Origin of the sequence: Bacteroides sp. 2_2_4, from assembly GCF_000157055.1 — a bacterium.
GTDB lineage: Bacteria > Bacteroidota > Bacteroidia > Bacteroidales > Bacteroidaceae > Bacteroides > Bacteroides ovatus.
The window spans coordinates 377,410-389,384 of record NZ_EQ973356.1 but is presented as its reverse complement, the minus strand read 5'-3'; the positions used below and the strand labels follow the sequence as shown (position 1 = coordinate 389,384).

The 11,975-nt window shown below is 40.7% G+C and carries 9 protein-coding genes; all 9 read left to right on the top strand.

The features are described 5' to 3' along the window. The first annotated feature begins 43 nt into the window (after window positions 1–43). The gene (locus BSCG_RS22650; RefSeq protein ID WP_008774985.1) at window positions 44–1,006 is read left to right on the top strand and encodes a FecR family protein; all 963 of its coding nucleotides are present in this window, start codon (window positions 44–46) and stop codon (window positions 1,004–1,006) included. A gap of 159 nt (window positions 1,007–1,165) precedes the next feature. Continuing rightward, the gene (locus BSCG_RS22655) at window positions 1,166–4,708 is read left to right on the top strand and encodes a TonB-dependent receptor (RefSeq protein WP_004302288.1); all 3,543 of its coding nucleotides are present in this window, start codon (window positions 1,166–1,168) and stop codon (window positions 4,706–4,708) included. A 19-nt stretch (window positions 4,709–4,727) separates the two neighbouring features. Beyond that, window positions 4,728–6,173, top strand: a complete 1,446-nt coding sequence (locus tag BSCG_RS22660; RefSeq protein WP_008774984.1) for a RagB/SusD family nutrient uptake outer membrane protein — start codon at window positions 4,728–4,730, stop codon at window positions 6,171–6,173. 12 nt (window positions 6,174–6,185) lie between these two features. Next, window positions 6,186–7,340 carry a glycerophosphodiester phosphodiesterase family protein gene (locus BSCG_RS22665; protein WP_008774983.1) on the top strand — a complete coding sequence of 385 codons (1,155 nt, stop codon included), beginning with the start codon at window positions 6,186–6,188 and terminating at the stop codon, window positions 7,338–7,340. Window positions 7,341–7,368: 28 nt separating this feature from the next. Then, on the top strand, window positions 7,369–9,123 hold the full coding sequence (locus BSCG_RS22670) for a PKD domain-containing protein (protein ID WP_308044024.1): 1,755 nt from the start codon (window positions 7,369–7,371) through the stop codon (window positions 9,121–9,123). 6 nt (window positions 9,124–9,129) lie between these two features. Further along, window positions 9,130–10,035, top strand: coding sequence for a glycerophosphodiester phosphodiesterase family protein (locus BSCG_RS22675; RefSeq protein ID WP_008774981.1), 906 nt, complete (start codon window positions 9,130–9,132; stop codon window positions 10,033–10,035). Between the two features lie 13 nt (window positions 10,036–10,048). Beyond that, window positions 10,049–11,404, top strand: a complete 1,356-nt coding sequence (locus BSCG_RS22680; RefSeq protein WP_008774980.1) for an MFS transporter — start codon at window positions 10,049–10,051, stop codon at window positions 11,402–11,404. A 126-nt stretch (window positions 11,405–11,530) separates the two neighbouring features. Then, window positions 11,531–11,665, top strand: coding sequence for a hypothetical protein (locus tag BSCG_RS30740; RefSeq protein WP_004302294.1), 135 nt, complete (start codon window positions 11,531–11,533; stop codon window positions 11,663–11,665). An 8-nt stretch (window positions 11,666–11,673) separates the two neighbouring features. Next, window positions 11,674–11,919 (top strand): hypothetical protein, encoded by a 246-nt coding sequence (locus BSCG_RS22685; protein ID WP_004315521.1) that lies wholly within the window; start codon window positions 11,674–11,676, stop codon window positions 11,917–11,919. Window positions 11,920–11,975 lie beyond the last annotated feature (56 nt).

The following is an 11,975-nucleotide window of genomic DNA, read 5'->3' as shown; positions in this document are numbered from 1 at the left end:
TGGGAAGTAGGATGAAAATGTATACTTGTAAATAAGTGGAAAGATGGATAAGACACATTATAAAGAGCTAATTGAAAAATATTTCGAAGAAACGATCACGGATGTCGAGATAAAAGAACTGTCAGACTGGATAAAGAATGACCGTCAGTTGCATGACTGGTGGGAACAAGAGTTTGAGAGATCGGATTCCTCCATGAACCCAGTGTTGCGTGATAAACTTTTTGCCCGGATCAAAGAAGAGACTTTGGGCAAGGAAGTGCGCCCCCTCCGTATCATCCCTTGGAAATGGGTTGCTGCCATTTTATTACCTGTCTGTGTCGCTTTCTTCACTTACTATCTTTTAGATTCTTCTCCAACGGCAGAAACACCCTTTATTGTGAAAGCGGGCAAGGGAGATAAAGCAACCATCGAATTGCCGGACGGAACAAATGTTGTTCTCAATTCAGCTTCCCAATTAAGTTACCTGAATAACTTCGGAGAAAATGTGCGTCGTGTGCAACTAAATGGTGAAGCCTATTTTAAAGTAGCCCATGATGAGAAACACGCCTTCATTGTGCAAATCGGTGATTTGGAAGTGAAAGTGCTCGGTACTTCTTTTAATGTATCTGCCTATGAAGATGCCAAAGACGTGACAGTCGTTCTTTTGGAAGGAAAAGTAGGGGTCTATGCGCAGAAAATATCGCATATCATGAAGCCCGGCGACAAAATAGAATATAATAAAGCCACTCATAAGATAACAGCCACTCAAGTGCATCCGAATGATTATATTGAATGGACGAAAGGAAATATGTACTTTGAGAAAGAATCTTTGGAAAATATAATGAAAACCCTTTCACGCATCTATGACGTAGAGATTCGTTTCGACTCCAATAAACTACCTAATGAATATTTCACCGGAACCATTTCGGGAGGCGGCATACAGAATGCGCTGAATATTCTGATGCTAACTTCACCTTTCTTTTATGAAATGGACGGTTCGGTGATAGTTTTGAAAGAGAAATTGTAGAAAAAATAATGAATAGAGCCATTCCGAAGCCCACTACTTAGGAATGGCTTTTTTGTTCTCTGAATTGAATAAGTTAACGAGAGTTAAAGTCTGATAGGCGATTGGACGAGTGAGTATAGTAGTCTGTATACCTATCAAACAACTTAAAAGTTTTGATATATGAAGCACAAAACAACCTTTGAAAAACTCCCTCAAACAAACGTGGGGAGAAGTAAGAACTGGAAAACACTGCGGGCTATTTGTCTGCTATTGTTTTTAAGCGTCTCTTTTACCGCTTATTCTCAAATAACGGTGAATGTGAAAGACATCTCTTTGAGAGCCTCTTTAAAGAAAATCGAGCAAGTAAGCAATTACAAATTCTTCTACAATGAGAGCCTTCCGGAGTTAAACCAAAAAGTTTCGTTAAATGTGAAAGATGCAACGATTGAACAAACCATGCAACAACTTTTGGGTAAAATGGAGTTAACCTACAAGAAAGAGCAAGAGAATGTCATTGTATTGATTCGTAAACCACAAGAAAAGCAGCGTAATATAAAGGTTTCGGGAACCGTAGTTGATTCGAATGGAGAGCCTATTATCGGTGCTAGTGTTGTGGTCAAGGGTACATCTAATGGAACAATAACCGATTTAGATGGTAATTTTTCCATCAATGATGTCTCTGAAACATCTCAACTAACAGTTTCCTACATCGGATATAAACCCGTTCAACTTCGTGCTACCGATAAAAATATGGCGAAAGTTGTTCTGCAGGAAGATAGTAAGATGATTGAAGAAGTCGTAGTCGTTGGCTATACTCCTATGCGTAAGAGTGATTTTACAGGTTCTTTGGCAAGTGTTAAGGCTAGTGAATTATCTCTTTCAGCAGCAACTGCCGGACAAGCTTTAGTAGGTAAAGTCGCTGGTGTACAGGTGATGCAGACAAGTGGTGCGCCGGGAGAAGGAGTGAAGATTAAAGTTCGTGGAACGAACTCTCTTTCAGCTAGTACAACACCTCTCTATGTGATTGATGGATATCCGGCTTCAGAAGATGTATATATCAATCCCGAGGATATCGAAACTATTGATGTATTGAAAGACGCAGCTTCGGCAGCCATTTATGGTTCTCGCGGTGCCAGTGGCGTGGTACTTATCACCACAAAGAGGGGGAATTCAGGAAAAGCCCGTATTGATTATGACTATCAGTTTAGTATGCAACAAGTAGAGCGTAAGATTAAGTTGCTGGATGCCTATCAATACAGGGATTTGGTGATTGAAGCCCGTAATAATTCTTATCGTGATAAAGCAGAAGCTGCTGGAAAATCATGGAACCCATTGGATGATAATGCAATAAGAGCTTCAAAAGGTTTTAACTTGAATGAAGTGGGCATTTCTGATTTGTTTTTTGATTTCACAACCGGAAAACCGGTCGATCCTACTTACAATACAGATTGGCAGGACGCCATCTATGGGAATGCTCCGATGCATCGTCATAATCTATCTGTTACAGGAGGACAGGATTTCTTGAAATATCGTTTTAGTTTGGGTTATCTGGATCAGGATGGAATTATAGCTCCTTCCGGACATAAGCGTTTGAATGTTCGTGCCAATGTAGATGCAGAAGTCACGAAACGCTTGAAAGTTGGAGTAAACTTTTCTTTTGTTGATGTTTCGGAACGACAGGTTCAAGCAGACGGTCGTTATATAAATGATGGTGTCGTACAAAGTGCTCTATTAATGTTTCCTCAATTCCCTGTATATAATTCGGATGGAACTTATGCAGTCGGAAATCAGATTGCGATGAAAGCTGATGGCTATCAGATGGTCGAGAATCCCGTGGCACTTGCTCATGAAATTGATATCCGCAACAAGTCAAGCCGAATGAATTTCAATGCTAATATCACTTATGATATATTGAAACAGCTTCAGTTTAAAGCCAATTTGGGAACTCAATATTATACTTCCCGTTATAATTACTATCGTCCGCGTACTGTAGGACAAGATGGTGATATGCCCAATTCGGATGCTGTTCAGGCACGTGTGAAAGCTCGTGACATAACAAATCGTGATATTGACCGTTTGGGAGAGTTTACGTTAAATTATAATGGTGAATTCGGGAAACATCGCCTGAATGCTTTAGTGGGCTACACCTTACAGAAAAAAACTTATGACCGCGTAGCCGTTGAAGCAACAGGTTTTCCCGACGACCGTATTCATGAAGTGACAGCGCATGGTCCGAATGCTTCCGATATAGGCTTGTATAGCAGCGATACCCGAAAGGCTGCATGGACAATGATGTCTTATCTGGCACGTGTAAACTATTCATTCGATAATCGCTATGTAGTGACGGGTACAGTAAGAACTGACGGATCTTCACGTTTTGGAAAAGAAAACCGTTGGGGTTGGTTTCCTTCTATTTCTTTAGGTTGGACTATATCGAATGAAAAGTTTTATCAGGATTTGTTAGGTAATAATTCATCCTTAAAACTTCGTGCCAGTTGGGGATTGAGTGGAAACAACAATATTGGTAACTACGAGCATACAGCTACTATGTCTCAAGGTGGTTACGTATATGGTAATACTGTCGAAACAGCCTATTGGCAAGGAACTTTCAAAGATGCGGCTATCGGATGGGAAAAAACATCCCAATACAATGTAGGGTTTGATTTGGGATTATTCAATGGTCGTGTCAACTTGATAGGTAACTATTATAATAGTCTTTCGTATGATTTGTTGTACGACCAGCCTATATCATCCATATCGGGCTCTTCCAGTGTAAAAACAAACTTGAAAAATGCAAAAGTACGTAATAGCGGAGTTGATTTCCAAATAGACGGGCGTATTTTGACAGGAGATTTTAAATGGAATGTAAGTGCTAATATATCAGTAAATCGAAATAAAGTTGTCGATTTGGGTGGTATTAATGATTTGTATTTAGTTAGTGAGCGCAATGTGGTAAGCCATGTGACCCGTTCCGGGCTTCCTATCGGCTCTTTCTATGGCTACATTGCTGATGGTATTATTTCCGAGAAGGATTACACCAATATAATGATTGATAAAAGCAATCTGGTTAATGGCAAATTTCCTGACGGATATCAGTTGATAGGACCGGCAGTTCCTAATTATAATAACATACATCCGGGAGATGTGAAATGGCGGGATGTTGATAAGAATGGTTTGATTACAGAAAACGACCGTGAAATTCTAGGCAATGCTTACCCGGATTTTACATACGGTATCAGTACCGATTTCTCTTATAAGAACTTTGATTTGAGAGCGACATTTACCGGTTCTCAAGGAGCTGAAGTAATAAACTTCCAGAAATATTATCTGTACAATATGGAAGGCTCCGGCAATCAGTTGGCATCTGTTTTGAACCGTTGGCATTCTGACGAAAATCCGGGTTCCGGCGGAGTGTTTCGTGCAGCGCGTAGTTCCACTCCTAATACCAGTCAGCGGCTTAGTTCTTATATGGTGGATGATGCTTCCTATTTCCGTTGTGCAAATATCACATTGGGGTATAATTTTCCGGTGAAGTGGATGCAGAAAGTGAGCGTTCAGGCGTTGAGGCTATATGTCAGTGTTGACAATTTATTCACATTGACCGATTATGAAGGATATAATCCTGAAGTGGATTATAAAGGTAATAACCTGTTACCCGGTTTTGATTGGGGGGTTTATCCTTTGGCACGTACTTATAGTATAGGAGCAAAAATAACTTTTTAAATAAATAAAGAATCAGATTATGAAAAAATACATAGTATTTATCGCAGTAAGTTCGCTATTGTTTTGCAGTAGTTGTACGAGTTTTCTGGAAGAAACCAATCCAAATAAGATTCCGGCCAGTACTTTCTATCAGACCGAAGATGATATTGCAATGGCTGCGAATGGTGCGTATGCAGCTTTGAGAGGAAACGGGTATTATAAGAATATGTATTTATACACAGATGTTCGTTCGGAAAACACCACGTTGCAGGATCCGGGAGCAGGAAATGGGGTTAATTATCAATTTTATAACTATACATTGACAACAGATAATGCACAAGTGAAAACTCATTGGGCAGATTTGTATAAATGCGTGACAAGAGCTAATATAATATTGGATCAGATAGATGATATTCCTTTTAAGGATGAAGTTGTGAAAAACCAGAAAAAGGCGGAAATGTATTTCTTGCGTGGATTGACTTATTTTCATCTTGTAATGCAGTTTGGAGATGTCCCTATCGTAACCAAAGAACTAAAGACGAAAGATGAAATTCAGAAATATACTGCCCGCCAGCCAAAGAGCGAAGTCTATAATTTGATTATTTCCGATTTGACACAGGTTATTAATAGTGAATTGCCGGATATTCAAACGGGTAATGGGGTAGACCGTGCTTCAAAAGCTGCTGCGTATGCTTTATTGGGCAAAGTTTACTTGACAATGGCTGCTGATTCTGATTTTCAGTCGGAAAGAACTTCAAATCTGCAATCTGCGAAAACAAATTTAGTTGCAGCATGGAACATGAAACCTTTTACAAGCCTGAAAGATATCCCTTATGCTGATGTTTTTGATAAGGAAGCTCAAACATTCTGTCAAGAGAATATTTTTCAGGTGATGTATAAAGGAGGCAACTCCAGTTTAGCCTCAAATTACGCCTATATATTTCAACCCACTTCCCAGACGGGGCTTACTTCGCAGAAAACGGGGACGGGGAATAATATACCGACGTCTGATATGATGAGTGCCTATGAATCGGGAGATACGCGTAAGGCTATCTCGTGCGGTACGTCACAGAACGTTAATTATGTGAAGAAGTACACAGATCTCGATGACATAAATGGCTATGGGGCGAATAACTGGATTGTGCTTCGTTATGCCGATGTCGCATTAATGTTGGCAGAAGTGAAAATGCATTTGAGCGAGAATGATGCGGTAAGCTATTTGAACATGGTACGCGAACGTGCTGGTCTGGATGATTATTCCGGCAGTAGTTTGCGCGATGCGATCCTTCGTGAGAGAAGAGTCGAGTTTGCTTTTGAAGGACAGTATTGGTATGATTTGTTACGTCTTTATTCTCGTCAGGAACTGTTGGAGCACATGAAAGCGAAGAATCCAAATTTCTCTGCGAAAGATTTTTTGTTGCCTATCCCGTATGATGAACATAAACTGGATCCGACAAGAATGTATCAAAATGAAGGATATAACTAAAAATAAAATAGTATGATAAGAAAAATCTCAAATATCATTTATATATCAGTATTAGCAGTCGTTTTATTTGCTTGTGGGGATGATAGTACGATTGAAGAACAGGGGAGTGGAACGATTACTGCTAGAGTTATGGCAAGTAATGCCTATCCGGCATTAGAAGAGAAAGTTGTTCTGAAGGTAGCTCTTAATGATGGGCAAGACATCCAATCTGTGGTTTGGACGATGGAAGGGCAGACATTGGGTGAAGAACCTGAATTGGAATATACGTTTACGAAAGAAGGAAGTTATAATATTTCGGTTAGGGTGACAGATAAGACTGGCAATGTAGCGGCGGCTCTGCAGAAATTACAAGTATCCGGCAAGAGTTTACGTTATGCTTTGCAACACTTTGACCCTGCAAAAGTTTGGATAATGGGGCATCGTGGCAATTCTTCCAACCCGAATATTCCCGAAAATTCGATAGCTGGAATTGAAAGTTGTATAGAATTAGGGGGAGCTGTAGATATTGTAGAAGTAGATCCTCGCATGACAAAGGATGGAGTAATTGTGTTGATGCATGATGAAACCATAGACAGGACAACTACAGGGAAGGGGAAAGTGAAAGATTTGACTTATGAGCAGCTCCAGTCTTATCGTCTGAAGCTGGCAGACGGCACAGTAACCAATCACACGGTCCCCTCTTTGTATGACGCATTGGTTGCAGGGCGGGGAAAGATCTTTTTTGATTTGGACTTCTTGAATAAAGTGTCTCCTAAAGAACTGTATGATGTTGTGAAAAGCTGTGGGATGTTAGACCGTGTGTTCTTTTATACATCTAATAATCGGGATGTCTTGCAGAATATTTTGGATTATTCGCCGGCTCCTATACCTTATCCGCAGTGTGAAAACGAGGAGCATGCAGATTTCCTTTCACAGCAACCAGGAGTGATGTTTGCCCAGATATCTTTGTCGAAAACATTAAATGGCGGGCTCTCGACAGCCATATCTTCAAAAGGGCTGTTTGTCTCGACTAATATGTTAGATATGAATGGTTATACCTATGATACACAGATGACACAAGGAAACTATACAGGAGTGGACTTGATTTTGTCGAAGGGGATTAATTTGATACAGACAGACCATCCCCAGTTGCTGGATGCCTATCTGAAACAGAGAGGTAAAAGATAATTGGTTTTAATCTTAAATAATGAATAGAATGATTATGAAGAAATATATATTCCTGATAGTGACAGTCGTTTGTCTATTTGCATGTAAGGACGGCGATGAAGTGCGGCAGACAACCTCCCCGGAGGCTTCTTTTTCTATAGATAAAGAAGAATATACGGTCGGTGATATCGTTTATCTGACTGATGAATCAGTAAAGACGGAAGGAGAGATAGTAGAGTATTTCTGGCATTTTGGATTTGAGGGGGAAGGGAATAGGGCTACTACTAAAGATGCGTCCGTTTTGTATAAGAGGGCTGGAACCTATGTTATTAAATTAACCGTGACAGATGAATTCGGAGGATATGCAACTGCATCCCATACTGTTGTGATTCGTCCGACGAATATGCCTCCGGTTACAAACTTCAGCTATAGCCCTGCCATTTGTAAAGTGAATGAGAAAGTTCAATTTACCGATAAGTCTGTGGATGAGGATGGAGAAATTGTTTCTTACGAGTGGGATTTTGGCAATGGGCAGACTTCTCAAGAAAAAGACCCGGAAATAACTTTCACGACAACAGGATTTGTAACTGTAAAGCTGACAGCTACTGATGATCGTGGAGCTACAAATACAAAGCAAGCTACTTTATACGTTCGTGATACTTCTATATCCGGAGTAACTGTCCTTTGGGATAAGACGTTTGAGGTATCCTCTTCTTTACGGTCTATCTCTCCTGCTGTAGGTGACAACGGGGATGTATATGTGTCATCCAATGCACTCCACCTTTTTGCTTATTCGCCGTCTGGAGAGCAAAAATGGATGTTTGATTTAAGTAAGGACGGAGGAGCTGGAGATCAAGGTTCGTCTCCTATGGTAGGTGCGGACGGAACTATTTATATGGGTGCGAGTACAACAGACAAAAACATAAGCAGCAGTCTGTATGCTATTCATCCGGATGGAACACAAAAGTGGAGATATGAACTAGGTATTGGTACTAATATTCCCTATATTTCTCCCGCTTTGTCTCGTGATGGCAATATCTTGATTGGAAATAGAGGGACCGATGGTTCTGTACACATGGTTGACCGTAGTTCCGGCAGACAACTTTGGAGACGCAAATCTCCCAATGGTGGTGCTAATGGTGGTATATCGGTTGGACAGAATGGAGTTATCTATTCAGCCTTGTCGGGAGCGAACGGATTTGCCCGTACTACGCAAGATGGTGTGAACTTGTCTCCTAATCTAGGGAAAGGAAATACGGCTGCTGCTGTATATCCCGCTATTGATGCGCAAGGAAATGTATATGTGGCATTTTCAGAGGGAGTGGTTGCTGCTTATGATAACCAGGGTAATGAGCTATGGAGATATCCGGCGAGTGGTACTATGGGCAAGATTGACCAGGGAGGACCGGCTATCGGTGCTGACGGAACCATCTATGTGGGTACAAAGAATCCGAATGCCCAAGTTGTTGCCCTGACTAAAGGAGGAGCAAAGAAATGGAGTTATTCCTCTGTCGCTGAAATAGGAACAACACCGGCTATAGACAGTGACGGAAATATTCACATCTGTGATGATGGCGGTAACTATATAATATTGAATGCTGATGGTACGGAGAAATATAAGAGACAATTAGGTTCTAAAATTTGGTCGTCACCAGTCATTGCTGACTATGGTATTGTGTATGTCACGTATGAGGATAATGGTGCCTGCAAATTGATAGCTATTGATTGTGGTATTGAAGGGCCTGCAAATTCACCATGGGCACAGCGCGGACAGAATGCAAAAAGAAATGCTTTACAAAAATAAAAAGATATGCTTAGAAAGATAAATATATTAATAGCTTTAACCCTTCTGATAATAGGAGGGTTAGAGGCACAGAATCATTCGGATAAAATAATTGCGAATCTACAGAAGCCTGCAAGTAATTCAGTTTTAGTTGTTTCTCATCGAGCTGACTGGCGTAATGCTCCGGAGAACTCCCTGCAGGCTATCCAGAATTGTATTGATATGGGGGTAGATGTAATTGAAATCGATCTGAAGAAAACCAAGGATGGACATCTGATTTTGATGCATGACAAGAAAATTGATCGTACTACAACAGGAAAAGGTTATCCGGCAGACTATACATTGGAAGAATTACGTCAGTTCCGTTTGAAAAGTGGTACAGGGCATAAAACAGCTCATTTGATACCGACATTGGAAGAAGTAATGTCATTATGTAAAGGTAAGATCCTTGTTAATATTGATAAAGGCTATGATTACTTCAAAGATGTATATGCTGTTTTGAAAGAAACAGGAACTGTTCAGCAATGTATTATTAAAGCCGGACTTCCTTATGAACAAGTCAAGGCTGAAAACGGTGATGTATTGGATAAGGTAATCTTCATGCCTATTGTACAACTTCATAAAGACGGGGCGGAAGCTGTCATTGATAGTTATCAGACACATATGAAACCTGCTGCTTATGAATTAGTGTTTGATAGTGACAGTCCGGAGATTCTTAATTTGATAAAGAAAGTACGTAATACAGGCTCTAATCTTTTTATAAATACGCTTTGGCCCGAACTATGTGGCGGGCATGACGACGACCGTGCAGTAGAACTTCATCAGCCGGATGAAAGTTGGGGGTGGATAATTGGCCAGGGAGCCAAGCTAATTCAAACAGACCGCCCAGCTCTATTATTAGAGTATCTACGCGAAAAGAAACTTCACGACTAAACGCACTTTCTTCATGTTGAAACAACTAATCAATTTTTACAAGGTCTCTTCGCCGAGACCTTGTAACGGAGAAGCTTTGTCTTCATCCGATGCTCGCCGTCTGAAGTTTCTGAAATGGTCTACTTTCCTTTCTGCGACTTTTGGTTACGGTATGTATTATGTGTGCCGTCTTAGCCTGAATGTCGTAAAGAAACCTATTGTAGATGAAGGCATTTTTTCGGAAACAGAGTTAGGCATCATAGGTTCCGTATTGTTTTTCACCTATGCCATCGGAAAATTCACGAACGGTTTCCTTGCCGACCGTAGTAATATCAACCGTTTTATGACTACCGGTTTATTGATAACTGCTTTGGTTAACCTCTGTCTCGGTTTTACTAATTCTTTTATCCTGTTCGCTATCCTTTGGGGGATTAGCGGCTGGTTTCAATCTATGGGAGCAGCCTCTTGTGTAGTAGGGCTTTCTCGTTGGTTCACGGACAAAGAGCGCGGTTCATACTATGGCTTTTGGTCTGCGAGCCATAATATCGGCGAAGCGTTGACTTTTCTGATAATAGCCTCAATTGTCAGTGTGTTGGGCTGGCGGTATGGTTTCTTCGGAGCCGGTATAGTGGGATTGATAGGAGCGTTGATCGTCTGGAAGTTCTTCCATGATACTCCCGAAAGCATGGGATTTCCTTCGGTGAATGTTCCCAAACAGAAAAAGGAAATGAGTGAGACAGAAACGGCTGATTTTAATAAAGCACAGTGTCAGGTATTGCTGATGCCTGCCATTTGGATACTGGCTCTTTCGAGTGCTTTTATGTATATCAGTCGTTATGCTATCAATAGTTGGGGCGTTTTTTATTTGGAAGCTCAAAAGGGTTACTCTACATTGGATGCCAGTTTTATCATTTCTATTTGTCCGGTCTGTGGCATAATCGGTACTATGTTTTCAGGTGTTATTTCCGATAAGTTATTTGGTGGACGTCGCAATGTTCCTGCGTTAATTTTCGGGTTGATGAATGTGTTTGCTCTTTGTTTGTTTCTCTTAGTTCCGGGAGCTCATTTTTGGATAGACGTGTTGGCAATGGTTCTTTTCGGTTTAGGTATCGGAGTTTTGATCTGTTTTCTGGGTGGTTTGATGGCAGTGGATATTGCTCCCCGTAATGCTTCGGGTGCTGCATTGGGAGTAGTCGGTATTGCCAGCTACATCGGTGCCGGATTGCAGGACGTGATGAGCGGTATACTGATAGAAGGGCAAAAGACTGTTCAGAATGGAGTAGATGTTTATGACTTCACCTATATCAATTGGTTTTGGATTGGTGCTGCTTTGCTTTCGGTGTTGTTTGCTTTGCTGGTATGGAATGCAAAATCAAAAGAAATGGATTAAAGTGAGTACATTAGGTTAGAATATAAGTCTTTGTTTTCGAGGTATTAGACACCATTCCGGGAAGTAAGTAATGATTGCTTATCTTTCTGGAATGGCTTTTTTATAATCAATTAAATAGAAAGTTTTATGGAAAATTCATTGAATGATGAATTATTGTGTTCATTGAAAGATGAACTTCGTGAAGTAACCGCACAAATCAATGTGCATAGTGAAAAATTAATGGATCTGCTCGACCAAAAAAAAGAATCGTCAGTCAACTGACTCGAGAGATGTCGCATCTCACGCCTGTCATCATCGAGTATCGGGGAAATCCGAAGCAATATGTCTCTGTTGTGCTCGATGCCATCAATCTGGGTAGGTTGACGTATGACGGAGTAGCAAATTGCGAACAGACTTTTCGTGCGTTAGCAAGCGTTGTAGATGTGATAAGCCCTAAGAATGGGAAAACGCTTAGTGTAGAGACGCTGGTGTCTTATGAGAAGAAAAAGCGTGCTGGAGAATTTGAGGAAAAATAATATAAAATAAAAAGACGATTGTTGTATAGTTGAACAACAATTCGCATATTTGCAGT

What these genes read in the sequence shown, in the direction of transcription:
- BSCG_RS22675 (WP_008774981.1), top strand. Translation starts at nt 9,130, where the DNA reads ATGCTTAGAAAGATAAATATATTAATAGCTTTAACCCTTCTGATAATA.
- BSCG_RS22670 (WP_308044024.1), top strand. Translation starts at nt 7,369, where the DNA reads ATGATTATGAAGAAATATATATTCCTGATAGTGACAGTCGTTTGTCTA.
- BSCG_RS22650 (WP_008774985.1), top strand. Translation starts at nt 44, where the DNA reads ATGGATAAGACACATTATAAAGAGCTAATTGAAAAATATTTCGAAGAA.
- BSCG_RS22655 (WP_004302288.1), top strand. Translation starts at nt 1,166, where the DNA reads ATGAAGCACAAAACAACCTTTGAAAAACTCCCTCAAACAAACGTGGGG.
- BSCG_RS30740 (WP_004302294.1), top strand. Translation starts at nt 11,531, where the DNA reads ATGGAAAATTCATTGAATGATGAATTATTGTGTTCATTGAAAGATGAA.
- BSCG_RS22660 (WP_008774984.1), top strand. Translation starts at nt 4,728, where the DNA reads ATGAAAAAATACATAGTATTTATCGCAGTAAGTTCGCTATTGTTTTGC.
- BSCG_RS22680 (WP_008774980.1), top strand. Translation starts at nt 10,049, where the DNA reads ATGTTGAAACAACTAATCAATTTTTACAAGGTCTCTTCGCCGAGACCT.
- BSCG_RS22665 (WP_008774983.1), top strand. Translation starts at nt 6,186, where the DNA reads ATGATAAGAAAAATCTCAAATATCATTTATATATCAGTATTAGCAGTC.
- BSCG_RS22685 (WP_004315521.1), top strand. Translation starts at nt 11,674, where the DNA reads ATGTCGCATCTCACGCCTGTCATCATCGAGTATCGGGGAAATCCGAAG.